The sequence below is a fragment of the Sporofaciens musculi genome (assembly GCF_009830285.1).
Taxonomy (GTDB): Bacteria; Bacillota; Clostridia; order Lachnospirales; family Lachnospiraceae; genus Sporofaciens; species Sporofaciens musculi.
Genome location: NZ_WUQX01000001.1, coordinates 4,739,434 through 4,753,340, shown reverse-complemented (window position 1 = coordinate 4,753,340; position 13,907 = coordinate 4,739,434). Strand labels below are relative to the sequence as shown.

The 13,907-nt window shown below is 40.6% G+C and carries 16 protein-coding genes; 14 read left to right on the top strand and 2 right to left on the bottom strand.

The genetic code is table 11. From position 1 onward, the window contains the following. Window positions 1–207: 207 nt before the first annotated feature. Entirely contained in the window at window positions 208–426 is a 219-nt protein-coding gene (locus tag GN277_RS24055) for a helix-turn-helix domain-containing protein (RefSeq protein WP_159754777.1), read from the bottom strand. A 261-nt stretch (window positions 427–687) separates the two neighbouring features. Between GN277_RS24055 and GN277_RS24050 the strand changes: the two genes are divergently transcribed. From GN277_RS24050 to GN277_RS23995, 12 genes are all read left to right on the top strand, one after another. Then, on the top strand, window positions 688–996 hold the full coding sequence (locus tag GN277_RS24050; RefSeq protein WP_159754775.1) for a plasmid mobilization protein: 309 nt from the start codon (window positions 688–690) through the stop codon (window positions 994–996). After that, the gene (locus GN277_RS24045) at window positions 978–1,451 is read left to right on the top strand and encodes a relaxase/mobilization nuclease domain-containing protein (RefSeq protein ID WP_159754773.1); all 474 of its coding nucleotides are present in this window, start codon (window positions 978–980) and stop codon (window positions 1,449–1,451) included. The genes GN277_RS24050 and GN277_RS24045 overlap by 19 nt, the downstream gene beginning before the upstream one ends. Window positions 1,452–1,686: 235 nt before the next feature. Beyond that, on the top strand, window positions 1,687–1,854 hold the full coding sequence (locus tag GN277_RS24040) for a hypothetical protein (RefSeq protein WP_159754771.1): 168 nt from the start codon (window positions 1,687–1,689) through the stop codon (window positions 1,852–1,854). 4 nt (window positions 1,855–1,858) lie between these two features. Then, entirely contained in the window at window positions 1,859–2,485 is a 627-nt protein-coding gene (locus GN277_RS24035) for a hypothetical protein (protein ID WP_244324882.1), read from the top strand. Between the two features lie 480 nt (window positions 2,486–2,965). Beyond that, complete coding sequence (locus GN277_RS24030) at window positions 2,966–3,181, top strand: hypothetical protein (protein ID WP_159754769.1); 216 nt, start codon at window positions 2,966–2,968, stop codon at window positions 3,179–3,181. 31 nt (window positions 3,182–3,212) lie between these two features. Further along, complete coding sequence (locus GN277_RS24025; protein WP_159754767.1) at window positions 3,213–3,908, top strand: RpnC/YadD family protein; 696 nt, start codon at window positions 3,213–3,215, stop codon at window positions 3,906–3,908. A gap of 117 nt (window positions 3,909–4,025) precedes the next feature. Further along, window positions 4,026–4,841: a ParA family protein gene (locus GN277_RS24020; protein ID WP_159754765.1), complete on the top strand. Its 816-nt coding sequence runs from the start codon at window positions 4,026–4,028 to the stop codon at window positions 4,839–4,841. A 6-nt stretch (window positions 4,842–4,847) separates the two neighbouring features. Beyond that, complete coding sequence (locus GN277_RS24015) at window positions 4,848–5,960, top strand: ParB/RepB/Spo0J family partition protein (protein ID WP_159754763.1); 1,113 nt, start codon at window positions 4,848–4,850, stop codon at window positions 5,958–5,960. Between the two features lie 161 nt (window positions 5,961–6,121). Beyond that, on the top strand, window positions 6,122–6,736 hold the full coding sequence (locus tag GN277_RS24010) for a sigma factor-like helix-turn-helix DNA-binding protein (RefSeq protein WP_244324881.1): 615 nt from the start codon (window positions 6,122–6,124) through the stop codon (window positions 6,734–6,736). Window positions 6,737–6,766: 30 nt separating this feature from the next. Then, complete coding sequence (locus GN277_RS24005) at window positions 6,767–7,093, top strand: LPD28 domain-containing protein (RefSeq protein WP_159754761.1); 327 nt, start codon at window positions 6,767–6,769, stop codon at window positions 7,091–7,093. After that, window positions 7,093–7,548: a JAB domain-containing protein gene (locus GN277_RS24000; RefSeq protein WP_159754759.1), complete on the top strand. Its 456-nt coding sequence runs from the start codon at window positions 7,093–7,095 to the stop codon at window positions 7,546–7,548. The genes GN277_RS24005 and GN277_RS24000 overlap by 1 nt, the downstream gene beginning before the upstream one ends. 154 nt (window positions 7,549–7,702) lie before the next feature. Further along, complete coding sequence (locus GN277_RS23995) at window positions 7,703–7,909, top strand: hypothetical protein (protein ID WP_159754757.1); 207 nt, start codon at window positions 7,703–7,705, stop codon at window positions 7,907–7,909. A 4-nt stretch (window positions 7,910–7,913) separates the two neighbouring features. On the opposite strand, the gene GN277_RS23990 is transcribed toward GN277_RS23995, so the two are convergent. Further along, window positions 7,914–8,192: a helix-turn-helix domain-containing protein gene (locus GN277_RS23990; RefSeq protein ID WP_159754755.1), complete on the bottom strand. Its 279-nt coding sequence runs from the start codon at window positions 8,190–8,192 to the stop codon at window positions 7,914–7,916. 236 nt (window positions 8,193–8,428) lie between these two features. On the opposite strand from GN277_RS23990, the gene GN277_RS23985 reads away from it, so the two are divergent. Together GN277_RS23985 and GN277_RS23980 are read left to right on the top strand one after the other, a co-directional pair. Then, window positions 8,429–10,357, top strand: coding sequence for a leucine-rich repeat domain-containing protein (locus tag GN277_RS23985; RefSeq protein WP_159754753.1), 1,929 nt, complete (start codon window positions 8,429–8,431; stop codon window positions 10,355–10,357). An 81-nt stretch (window positions 10,358–10,438) separates the two neighbouring features. Further along, entirely contained in the window at window positions 10,439–13,747 is a 3,309-nt protein-coding gene (locus GN277_RS23980) for a hypothetical protein (protein WP_159754751.1), read from the top strand. Window positions 13,748–13,907 lie beyond the last annotated feature (160 nt).

Below are 13,907 nucleotides of genomic sequence, written 5' to 3'. Positions count from 1 at the left end.
CCGGTATTACGAACGCCCTTTGAAGGGCGGCGACGAGTCAAGGGCGTAGTGGCTTGAACGAAGTGAAAGCCAGCGTCTTTAGGCGCTGGCCGGTAACAGCGGCTTATAGCCGCAGAGCAAACCACCCGTTTGACGGGTGGTCATGATTCAATTTGATTGGGTATATAAAGGTATGTCAGATTATTTTTATTGACTAATACCTTGTCATTAAATAAGTCCAGACTGTTCATAAATAAACTGCTCTACGGCAACCTTGCTTATTTTCCAGATTGAGCCAATCCGGAAACCTTTGATAGCCCCGGTATTCAAGAGTTCATAGGCTCTGTTCTTCCCTATGCCTAAATATTCTGCCAGTTCATTAACGGTCATTAATGCCGGTTCTGCTTCATTATCTGTAGAGAAATATGGTTTTAAGATACCTGTCATTGTTAAAGTCTCCTTCTTGATTAGATATTTTATTATGATGTTCCAATGGACTATTTTTATAGTTTTGAATTGATGATGTGTAGAGTCGATATTTCATTGTAGTCAGGGAAAGTTCAACGTAGTTAGGGAAAGTTTAAGAATGGGAATATTATTTTAATCAGAAATAAAAAAGAATAAGAGAGATAACAATTAAATAAAGGGTTACCACGGTAACGGACAACAACAGACAAAAATGTCTGACAGTCCGTTACCTGGTCAAAGATGTCAGATAACGAAGGAGGAAACAGAACAATGGCCAGAGGGACAGGACCAAAGGGAAAAAAAGTGACAGTCAGATTAACAGAAGATGAGTACAACAGACTTAACAGTGAAGCAAACAATAATCATATAAGTATCAGTGAGCATATCAGGAAAAAATTAGAAAATAATATTCAAAATACAGAGTTATTAGTACAACTGTGCAATTATTCGACATCATTAAACAAGATTCTTAATAAATATGATATTGCACAAGAAGATAAAGATTTTTTGAATCAGGAGGCACGCTTGGTATGGCAGCATTTGAAATAGGGATTCCCAAAGGTAATTATAAAAATGAAGATGCGGTAAGTAGGGTAATTGACTATATCTGTAGGCTGGATAAGCCTGAACAGGTAGGAGGCATGGGAGTATTTCCGCTGTATGTGGAAGATATGGTAAACCAGTTTTTGGCTGTAAAGCGGATATACCATAAAGAAGAAGGAAAGCAGGTATTCCACATTTTTATATCCTTTGAAAAAAGCCTGGGCTTTACGGTTGATGAAGTAATGGAAATGGGGTATGAGATAGCGGCATATTGGGGATATGACAGGCAGGTCATGTTTGCCGTACATGATGATACGCAAAATATACATATCCATATGGCGATTAACACAGTTGCGTATACGAATGGTGAATACAAGGCTTATTATCCTATCGAAGATATCATAGAGTATGTAAAGCCTATTGTAAAGAGGAAAATCTCAAGTAAATGGTTTGGGAAATAGCCGATACTAAAGAGAAGGTAGGGTAATGCATAATTGTAATGATTGGGAATATCTCGATTGACGGGATATTCCTTGCTTTATGCGGCATATTGTAATTGTTATGGTTGGGGACTTTAATTGCATATTATTCTAATGATATCAATAAAAGGGCTGGACTGGGATGTCCAGTATTTTGTGCTTATCGTAGTAACTTTATCATTCTATTTTAAATTTAGTATTGGAGGTAGAAAAGATAGTGAGAAGTAAAGAAAGGATGAATCAGGTACAGGATAGGGCATTAGAAAGTCTGGATTATGTCATGGATTGCTATGAGACGTCAGAATTTGTGGAAGTGACAGGCAGTATGGGTGGGGATGTGATTACCTACAGAGTCTTTGACGACGGCAGTATGTATGTGAAATAGGAGAATGATATTAGAAAAAAGAGTTAGGGCAGAGAATGTTCTGGCTTTTTGTCTATGTGCTGCCGGAAAAGATAGAGAGGGAGAATTTCAGATTATGGAAAAGCCTATGACAACGAAAGAATTATTCTGTAAGATTCTTGATATTTTAAAAGACAAGGGCAGGCTGCCGGAGATTCTGGATTACAGCCTTGCGGATGGAAACCCGGTTCCAATCAGAACTTATGAATTTGAGTTGAGAAGCAATCTTAATTATGGAAGCAATGAGGGGATTTATTTGGACTTATGGATTGAGTATTTTAACAAAAGAGAAAAATGCCAACATGGCCTCGGTACATTCAAGACGTTATATGAAGATAATAAGGCCATGTATAGGATGGCCGAACTGCTGGCGGATTTTGTGATGGAAGAACGTGCTTACGTCAATGGGAACCTGGATGATTTTACATGGGAAGGGGAGGATGTTTATGTGTTAGATGATGAAGGGAAAAGGCTTCCCTGGGGATATTCCTGCGGCAGTATGGAGAGGGCTTTGAAAAGGAAAGACCAAATGCTGGAAAAGTATCATCAAGTAGTGGTAAGGGACAATGCGACACGGAAGGAGAAGCGGTTTCAAAACCAGAGAAAAAGATAAGGTGTAAATCTGAATGAGGGTTATCTATACATTAATGGACGAAGTCCACCAGCCCGAAGGGCATGTATTACGGTATGCCCTTTGGGTATGGTTTAGGGTGTCCGAATCGGACACAATTTTTTAGTATGAAGGATTAAATATTACGATAGGATTTCTAGCGGAACTTTGATAGAGGGATTGGGAAGATAAGCTATTGAAGAATAGATATTTTTAGAAATTGTGAGTATATTCCTTCTTCGTCATTTTAAAATCTCTTAGAGTCGATGCCATATGTCTATGCCATATCATAATACAAAAATCAGTAAAAATATAGGATTTCAATTATATATTATTCTAATGATACTTGTAAAAGTACCAGAGTAGTAACATTCCAACTTTTGGTATGTTCCATTACAGAAAAATCTGATATGTATAGTATCATGCTATACAGATATATGAAGAAATCGGTCATGAGGATTACAAGGCAAGAGGAGTGGAAATATGGGACAAGAAACGGAGGGAGAGGACATGGGTAAAAGGAAAAGGATGGCTATTTGCGAGTTCTGTAAAAATTTAATAGCGGCCGGAGAAGGGGATTTTCTCTGCTGTGAATGTGGGGAACCGGTAGTTGTAATCAGCAATTACATATCGACCAAAGATTATCTCAAATGCAGAAACCGTAAATTCAAGAAGGCGGAGAAACAAACATGTGCGTAACGAGATTAGAAACCGATAATTGAAACCCCAAATGAAGTATGGTAGTATAAAGATAAAGGAAAGGCAGGTGCTTGTCTTTGGGGAACATCAAAGCACTGTGAATATGAACATGTGTCTGCGTTGTTTGAAGTATGTGGGAAGGGCATATGAGCAGTTGGTCGATAGTAAAGCGCGCTATAGGACAACATTGGTGAAGATACCAACCCCGGAGTTTTATACATTTTATAATGGAAAGAAGGAACAGCCGTTAGAGAGGGTATTATCTTTGTCAGACGCATTTATGAATCCGGCAGGAGAAAATTCAGTAGAGCTAAAGGTGAAGGTGATCAACATTAATTCGGATAAAGCGCATGATCTTCTGGGAAAATGCGGGATACTAAAGGAATACAGCCAGTTTATCAGTACGGTAAGAAAATATTCAGATGAAGAAAGCGCCATTAAAAAGGCAATCAGGGAATGTATGGAACAGGGAATACTGTCAGATTATTTGAAGCGAAAGGGAAGTGAGGTGGAGAATATGTTGATTGCGGAGTATAGTTATGAGGAAGATATCCAAGTGAAACAGCAGGAAGCAAGGCAAGAAGGAAAACGGGAAGGAATTATTTTATCGGCAGATGTTTTCCGGATGGTTAAGAAGAACCCGGATTTAACAAATAAGCAGATTGCTGAAAATCTTGGCTGTACTGTGGAAGAAGTAGAAAGTACAAGAAGAATGTTTGGTATATAGTTTATATTTATTTTAACGCTATCGGAGTAAGTCTGGTAGCGTTTTTATGTGCAGATTTGTCTAAAAATACAAATGGAACAATTTATTAAATATAAATCAAGGATGGTGAGGAATGGTATGAAAACAATTAGTTTGCTAAATTTAAAGGGAGGGGTTGCGAAAAGTTTCACTTCGTTAAATATGGCTTATGAATTGTGGCGCAGGGGCAACCGGGTATTATTGTGGGATAACGACAAGCAGGGGAATCTGAGTAAGGCATTTGCCCGGTATGAGGCAGAGCAGACCGCACCTGTCGCAAGGATACTAAGCGGTGATTGGCAGAATTCGGAGGAATTGATACAGGCGACAGATTATGAAGGGATAGATATTATCACGGCGAATCTATCATTGTTTGGCGCAGCTTGGAATCTGGTGAAAGAGGGAGGGGCTGACATGACGGAGAGATACCGGAGATTTCTAAAAGCCGGTATCAACAATCAGACAGGAGACAGCATTTGTGAAAGCTATGATTACTGTATTATAGACAATCCACCGGATATCGGAATCAATGTGGTCAATGCCCTTGTGGTTACGGATGAAGTCATTGTTCCCGTGAAGATTGATGAAAATGCGTTGGAGGGTTTGGATATTGTGGCAGGGCAGATTGAGGACGCAAAGGCTCTGAATCCGTCTTTGGAATTAAAAGGTGTGCTGATAACGATTTACCAGAATACGGACGGGGAAGCGGCAGGCTTAGAATGGCTTAGGCAGGAATGGGACAATGCAGAAAGCAAGCATTACAGGCAGTATAAGGTTCTTGGGAGGATTCGGTATTCTGCGAAGGTGGTAGAAAATTCTTTTGTGAAGAAACCAATCTACGAGTACAGTCCATGCTGTGGTGCGGCGCAGGATTATAAGCATTTCGTGACCAGTTATACGGGAATAGGGAGATGATGGGGTATGGCGAAATTTGGAATTAACGATTTGATAGACATTAAGAAAAAGGAGTCCGAGTCAGGGACAGTGAATGCGTACAAGGAGATATGGCTGAACCCCAAGGACGTGAAGCCTTCGGAGAGTAATTTTTATTCGCAGGAAAATATAGAAGAACTTGCAGACAGCTTCCTTGCGGTGGGACAGCAGCAGCCGACGGTCTTGGCGAGAGTGAATGGGGAGTTTTGTATCGTGAGCGGGCACAGGCGAAACCTTGCGAATATCAAGAACCTTGAACGGGGGTATCGGGAATACGAGAAGGTGCGTTATCCTTACAAAGATATGACTCCTGCAATGCGGGAACTGTCCCTTCTGATGGGAAATGCGTACAACAGGGAACTCACCGGATGGGAGAAAAGCCAGCAGGCGAAACGGCTCAAGGAGGCTCTGATACGGGCGAAGAAGGAAGATGGATTGAAGATACCCGGAAAGCTTAGGGATGTGGTGGCGGAACTGATGAATGAGAGCAGTACAAATATTGCTAGGATGGAATGTATCAGCAACCATGCGGCTTCGGAGATTGACGAGGAATTTAAGAAGGGAAATATAGGGATTTCTGCCGCATATGAGGCGGCAAAACTGCCGCAGGATGAACAGAGGGAGATTGCAAGGCAGGCGTCAGAAAGAGGCGGTATTAAGGCGAAGGAGGTAACGGAGAGGGCGATGAAGAAACGGGAAGGGAAAGATAGAGGATTTTCGGTGGTGGAAAAGCAGGATATGAAATCTCTGCCGCAGGATGAGAAACAAAGTCCAGAGGATGGTTCGGTAAGTAAAAGGGAGACAAAGGAAACGGAACAGGCTGTAGGAGGAGGAAATATAAGGCGGTTCAAGAAATTAAACCGCCATCAAGAGATACTGCGGGAGTGGGGCAGGAAAAGGGTAAGCCTGACGGTCATTCCGCAAACAGTTACGGAGGCAATGCAAAAGGTGTCCGAATCGGACACCTCGAAAGAAGCGTGGACAGATGTTGAGTGGGCGGTATTTCTTACAAGGGTGATTATGAACCGGGCGGATTGTGTAAGCGAGGGGGATTTATATTTACTTCACGATATAATGATACGGTGTCAGGGCGGTGAGTAATTTACGCAGGGATGTATGCCGGATAGTGTGCTGGAAACTATAATAGGGACATAATTAACGTGCGGTGTTTCGGCAGAATAGGGCCAGTGTTGGAAATTATGAGAAGATACATAGTATGGGTGTCCGATTCGGACACTTTTTAAATAAGGAAGAAACAGATAATGAGATTAAGAAATAGCAAAGCCGGGGCAGAAATGTCCCGGTTTTTTTGCTGCTTGGGAAGGGAGAAGAAAATACAGATGAAAAATATGCGCATATTGACAGAGGAACAGAAGATATTTGCAGAACAGAACCATATGCTGGTGGAACGGTTTCTATGGAAGAATCATTTGGAACGGGCTGAATTTTATGACGTGGTAATCTTTGGATATCTAAAAGCGGTTCAGGAGTTTTTGGAAAAACCGGAGTTATCAAAGTATCCGTTTTCATCCATTGCGTGGAGGAAAATGAGATACAGCATGATAAAAGAATATATTTACCGGAACTGTCCGAAACGAAATGCCCCTATGGGGACATACCTTGAAGATTATGACTGTGTGTTTTCAAGAGAGCAGGTTTTAGAGCAGGTAAATTGTGTTGCGAGTGAATTGGAAGATCGGGTGCAGTTACAGCAGTTGATGTCCCATATGACGGTGAAAGAGAAGGAGGTTGTCTGCATGAGGGCGGCAGGATATACTTACAGGGAAATTGCAGAGCATTGCAACATTACCATGCGGGGAGTTTCCGCAAGGCTGATAAGGATGAGAAGAAGATTCCGGGCATTGGCGTTGATTTAGATGGAATTGTGTGAGACAGGAGGAAAGAGAATGAGGTATCAAGCAAATGAACTTCGTTATGAACAGGTCACAGTATTGGAGAAGGAGGCAATTTTTACAGAACTGAGAGTATTAAGGGATTCCGTACCGAAAGGGTTTTCCTGTTATGAGGTCAGGCATGATGATGAATGTCAGGGAAATCCAGTAGAGATTGCAAAAGGAATCTTAGTTAATTTTTATGGAACCTTATTGATTCAGGAAAGTCTGGAACAGGTGGAGAAGGAGGGACGATGTTTTCTCGAAAGAGAGGACTGGAACTATAGCGGAGAAAGAAGTTTTACGTTAGAAGAATATATGGAGGTCAGGGGGATTGGATAGTGGGAAAACCAGAAGTGAAAAATTACGTGCCGTTTGTACGGGTAAGGATGGTTCGGGAAAGTGAGCTTCCGTATGCGATGGAAGAAATTGACGGACCGGAAAAAGTTGCGGCATTTACAAGGAAGTTTCTGGCGGGTGCAGACAGGGAGTATCTGCTGGTGCTGTCCATGGATAACGCAGGGAAGCTGGCGGCAATCGAGGTGGTGTCCATCGGGACGGTAAATGCGACATTAGCAGAGCCAAGGGAAATCTTCAAACATGCGGTTCTGGCAAATGCGGCAGGGATTGTGATGGTGCATAACCATACGTCGGGAAGGTGCGTGCCGAGTGAGGAAGATATGGCGACGACGAAAAGGATAGAAAAGGCGGGAAAAATCCTTGGGATACCGTTGATGGACCATATCATTGTGGGGGAAGGTTTTTTTAGTTTTCAGACAGAGGGCTTGCTGGCATAGGGGAAAGAGGTATAAGTCTTTTATGTCGAATTTTATCACGTTATTTAAAAAAATATCGATTTTGTCAGCATATGTCGGATATGCTGTAAATTAGTTTATAATGTGTTTTAGTAATATAACATAAAAGAGCTTTTGGTATGAGGAGGAGATAGGTGTGAAGGAACAGGAAGAATGGGTAGGAAATTTAGAACATGATATATATCAGGAAATCGTAAGGGTGACGCAGCCCTTCCCAGTAAAGGAACAGCGGGCAATCCAAAGGGCATTGGCTGAAATAGTAACCAAAGCTCAGGATAAAGCGTTTATGAGGGGATATGAGTATGCCATAGAAGTGTTGGAAAATGGGCGTGCGGAAAAATAACCGCTTATATCCCCTTGATATCGTCAATAATCTGGCGGACATGGGCTAACTGTACATCGGTAAGGCCGGTTACTTCAATGTAACTCCGGCTGTCCAGTTCCAGCAGGTAGTCGGTACTTACGGAAAAGAACTGTGAAATCTTGACTAGCATTTCTATGGAAGGGAGAATGTTATTATTCTCCCAGTTGGAAACCGTCTGTTTTGAGACGTTGAGCGAATCCGCAAGCTGGACTTGGTTGAGGCTGCGGGATTGCCGTAAATTTTTAATCATATCACCAAACATAAGAAAACTCCTTTTTCATAGGCTACTCTAAAGAAAGTATATTTACAAAATACTAAAGTATTGATATAATGGACAATGTAAGATGTCAAAATATGTAAAAAATGACAGTCAAGTGGAAGGGGAGATGTGAAAAAGTGGAAAGGAGGGGAGGAACTAAAGGGAAAAGGGAAGTAGTGCAGGAAGTAACTACAGGGAAAGAATGTATCGTGATGAAAACGAAAAGGAGTAGATAACGAATGAAAAGGAAATTGGTAGCCGCACTGATGGCAATGACGCTTGCCTTATCGTGTAGTGTGGTAGCAATGGCAGAGGAACCGTCAGGAGATGGGACGGAGATATCACAGATTGATGGAGAGGGTGAAGATAAGGAAACGGAAGAAAAAGAACGCATAGTTTCGGATGATTCTGCAAAGGCGTCAAAGAATGATACCGTTATAGCAGAGGACACCTTGAAAGAAGTCAAAGAGAATGATACGGAAAAGCCGAATCCTGCTGCGGACGGAGAGGAGACGGCAGGGCAGGAACTTCCGATTGATGAAGCTCATTTCCCGGATGCAAATTTTAGGGAATATATCAAAGATGAATTTGATACGGATAGAAACGGCAGTTTAAGTCAGGAGGAAATTATAGCGGTTGAAGAAATTTCTCTAAGTTCTACAAATGGAAAAGTTTTTAGTGATGTGAATGGAATCGGATATTTCACCAAGCTGAAAGACTTTTTTTGCTTTGACTGTGAACTGACAAGTCTGGATATGAGTAAAAATTTGGAATTAAGCCGTTTGGTATGTAGCAAGAATCAATTAACAAGTTTAGATGTAAGCAAGAATTTAGAACTCCATACATTACAGGCTTGGGGAAACCAGTTGACTTCATTAGATGTAAGCAATAATAGGAAGTTGACATTTTTGGTTTGTGGAAAAAATCCATTAACAAAGTTGGATGTAAGTAATCTTACAAGTTTGGAGCTTTTAGATTGTGGTGAGTGTAGGCTTACAAATCTAAACTTAGATAATAATAAAGAACTTATTGAACTGGATTGCGCAGGAAATCAGTTGGTTAGTTTAGATATTAGAAATACAGCTTTGTATGCTTTGTGGTGTGCCGATAATCAACTTAGAAATTTGCAGACCAATTCTCAGCTGAAATATCTGGATTGTGAGAATAATCAATTAGCTTATCTGGATTTAGCGAATGAAATAAAAATGGCAATGCGGGATGATGAGAAAAAAGGTGGGGGTGTTGCAAGTCATGGAGAATTAGCAGGGGCATATGTAACTCCACAGGCTTTTTCAAAAAGTGTTTCTAAAAAAAATGGAGTATGGACATTAGATATGGCGTCTATTGTAGGCAAGGATTATTTGGACAGTGTAACACTTATTACAGAAGGGGTGCAAATGTCAAAGGATGGACTGGTAACATTCCGAGGCAGCGAGGTTCCAAAGAAACTGGTCTACAAGTTTGATACTAAAACGCCGGCGGAAACGACGCTGATGGAGGTTACAGTTAATCTTTCAGGCGTGAACGACCAGACAAAGGAAGAAGTATCTGTTGATACAAGCGGCATGGATATAGACAGCATTTGCAAAGACAACAATGTAAGCCCGGACAAGGCAGAGATTGTCGTATCGCAGGAAACGCCATCAAAAGGAGACGCTGACAAGCTGGCAGGGGAGGCAGATTCCAAAGGACTTAAAGTAACAGCCACATATGAGATTCTGTTAAAATTATTTTCAGAGGGAAATGAGATTGCAGAGATTACAGAAAATTTTGGCAGCGTAACTTTGACATTACAGGCTGGAAAAGATTATGCAGGACGTAAAGCGGTTATTTTCCAGTTACATAACGGGCAGGTAATTGAGCATGACGGGCTGACCGTAAAAGCAGATGGAACAGTTTCAATTACTGTAAATAAATTCTCGACCTTTGCAGTTGCGGTAAGCGAGGAGAAGGATTCCACCAATGAGAAGCCGGGACAGACGCCGGGTACGGCCAATCCGCCGGCGGTTAATCCGAAACCGGTATCTACTGATAACAAGCCTAAGACGACGGGTGCAGGAAGTGTTAAGACGGGCGACGAGACAGATATCGTATTCTGGATGGTGATTAGTGTGATTGCATTAGGTGTATGTGGTTCTTTGGGAAGGAAGAAATTTTACAGGGGCTAACAAGATGCTGATAAATGTTGAATTTTGTTAAGTAAATTGTGGAGAATGTCAAAGAATTTATTTTGAAGGAGTAGATAACGAATGAGAAGGAAGTTAATAAAAGGAATTCTGACTTTTACGCTGTTGATAGCTATGTTGGTTACAATGGCAAATCCTGTTTCTATCTATGCAGAAGAACCAGTGGGGGATGACAAAAAGACGGAAGCTGGCGACACTACAGAGACTAATCAGGATTTAGATGAAGAAAAAGTGACACAAGAGTCAGAAGAAGCAATAGAAACAGAAAAGGCAGGTAATAGGCAGTATGATATAACGAAACCCGTCATTGAAAAGGTTGAATTTCCGCAGCAGAGTACAACTGTAAAGGCAGATGAAACCATCCGGCTTTATGTGTATGCATATGATACGGAGACAGAAGAAGGGAAATTGAGTGTAGAGGCAAAGATTTCTGCTGATGGAGGTACTGCATATATGAATCCTACCTTTGATGTAGAAAAGGGATGTTATGTATGTGAGTATAATCTTGCAGGTGCGGATACAGAAAAGGTAACTGTATTTTCCATTAAGGCAACTGATTTGGCAGGTAATTATACAGAATACTCTTGTTACGAAAATGGGGAATATAAATATTGGGTATCCGTAGAACCGCAGGCATCAGAAGAAATCCATATTAAGAAGTTTGAACTAAAGCAAAATGGACAGACTCTTAACGAAAAAGATGTATTAGAGATGGTGTTAGAAACGGAAGAAGATATAAAAGAGGGCTATTCTGTTTACGCACGTTTTAAGTTAGACAATGGAACAATGGGAAGTCCCAGAGATTTTTATCTGAATATATCCCCTCTTAATCCAGAAAATCGAAAAAAAATTGAATACAAGGGTGAGGTCGGAACTTATTATACCGATGGTCCATGGACTTTGGAAGGCATTTATATAAAAAAGGGTGCATTAGGGAAGGCAGAAAGTCTGGATATAGCTGGTATAGGAGAATTTTTATATAGGGTTAAGAAAACAGTACCTTCTATAGTAAAACCAACAATCACATCTGTCTCATTGGATAAAAATGGAGAATTCCTTTCAGCAGGGGACAGTGTTAATATTACAATAGGTGCGACAGTTGATGAAGGTAAATTGAATGGAAATGGCTATGTAAGGTTTTGTGCAGGGGCCAATATTGCTGATTCAAAGAGTGTTTCCTTGTCTTACGATGAAAGTAAGGGGGTTTATCAGGGAGTATTTGAAATTACAGAAGATATATATCCTTGCGAATGGTATATAGGTGAAATAGATATTTATGATACGGAACTTAATAGCGCGGATGACACTGTATTTACGGATGGTGCAAATTATCCTTATTATATCAATGTGAAGAACGGTGAAACGTTCACAAATCCTACATATGATGTAAATATCAGTTTTACAGCACTTAATGAAAATGGTGTCTGGGAAACGATTCAGGAATTTCATAAAGAAAAAGTGGAACGGCGTCAGACCTTAAAGGAAATCGGTGTTATATTCCCAGAAATGGTTTCAAAATATCAGGGATTTGTTCAAACTGGATGGACGGATTATGGCAGGAATATTGTAACAGAAAATACACCGGTTATGGGCAATTCAGGAAATATGGTCATACGTGCAAAATATGACAAAAGGCTTATTTCTGCAACTTATATATATATAACAGAGGATGGAAAGCCTCTCTATATGTCACAAAAAATGGAAGTTCCTGAAGATCTAACATATGGGCAGTTAAGAAAAATTGTTGAAAATGTAAATGCACCAGAAAAATCTTATCCAGAATTGGTGTTCCAGAAGTGGGAGATGGAACAGCCCGATAGCTGTACAGATGAGAGTGTTTTTTATGATAATTCTATTACTATAAACGCTGTTTATAATAAAAACTGTGTGAGGGTAGAATATACTTATGTTGATACCAAAGGAAATCTGTGTAGTAAAAAATTGCCCTTAGCTTTTGAAAAAGAAGAAACATATACGTCTGTATTAAAAAAAGCGAAAGCTTATATACCAGAAGATATCACAAAGGAATATGAATTTGAAAAATGGGAAGTTACGGGAGGTGATAATTTTGACATTGCTTCTGGGTTAAAAACTATTTATCTTTCAGTAAAGTTTTCTGGCAAAGCAACAATCCCTGTCATTCGTTATGGATATGACGAAAATGGATGTTCCTTACCAACGAAAGCCTTAATTCTGGATGAAGGCACTAAGGGCAGCGAGGCAATAAAAGCCATAAAAGCATGGGAAATACCAGAATTTTATGAGGGATTAAGATTCAAAGAATGGGACATTAGCGGCATTAAAGACGATGAAACTGTAAAGCATGGACAAGCTATTATAATGGAAGCAATCTGCGAAAATTGTATCGTGCGCTACCTGATTGACCCCATCTTTGTAAGCGGACAAGTTGAATGGAACAGCGACTACGATTTGGAAGCAGTCATTTGCCAGGTAGTAGAGAAAGGTGAGAAAGTTACATTCAGGGAATCCTTCGATGGTTATGAAAAGGTCTTATGGCCTTATAGCGAGTATCAGCCGGGTGATACATTTACAGTAGAAAAAAATATAACATTCTATGGATATGGAACGGATGCTTCCGAGGAACCAGATAAGCCGACGCCGCCAAGTCAACCAGATAATCCGAGTCAGCCAGATAATCCGTCAATTCCGGCACCGGGAGTAACCCTTCCACAAGAGACGATTGATAATACTATAAAGATTATTAAATCAACAGAATCCGGCGGCTCTGTCAGTATAGATATGGATGGTGCGACCGTGATTTCAAAGGAGATACTGGAAGCCGCCAAAGGAAAGGATGTAGATATTCTGTTAAATATGGGCGGATATACCTGGACGATTAATGGCAAGGATATTAAGGCTGGTAATTTGAAGGATATTAATCTTCAAGTAATATTGGATACCAAGAATATCCCAAGTAAGACCTTACAGGCGCTTGCAGGAGATAATCCAATCAGACAGCTTTCCTTAGCGCATGAGGGAGATTTCGGATTTAAAGCTTCATTGACCGTGAACGTGGGAAGTGAACATTCGGGGCAGTTCGGTAATCTATATTACCATGACAGTGCCGGAAAGATGGTATTTATTAATGCCGGAAAGATTAATCCGGATGGAAATGTAAGTCTGGAATTTTCTCATGCCTCCGATTATGTGATTGTGATGTCAGATAAAGAGATGTCCCAGTCAGATGTTCCGGCAGAGATTTCACCGACACAGAAGAAAGAACAGGTCGTAAGTCCGAAAAAGAGTGCGAAAACAGGAGACGAGACGAATATCGTATACTGGATGGTACTTGGGATGATTGCGTTAGGCGTATGCGGAATCCTTGGCAGGAAGAAATTTTACAGGGGCTAGTAAGAATCTATGAAATATCAAATCACTTAGAGTTACGATAAAGAACGGCAGGGGAATGCTTCTTCTGCTGTTTTTTTGTAATATTTTAGAAATATTTGTGTTTGAGGGAGAATCATAGTATAATAAAGCCAATAAAATATTTTAGGAAGATTTGAATCTT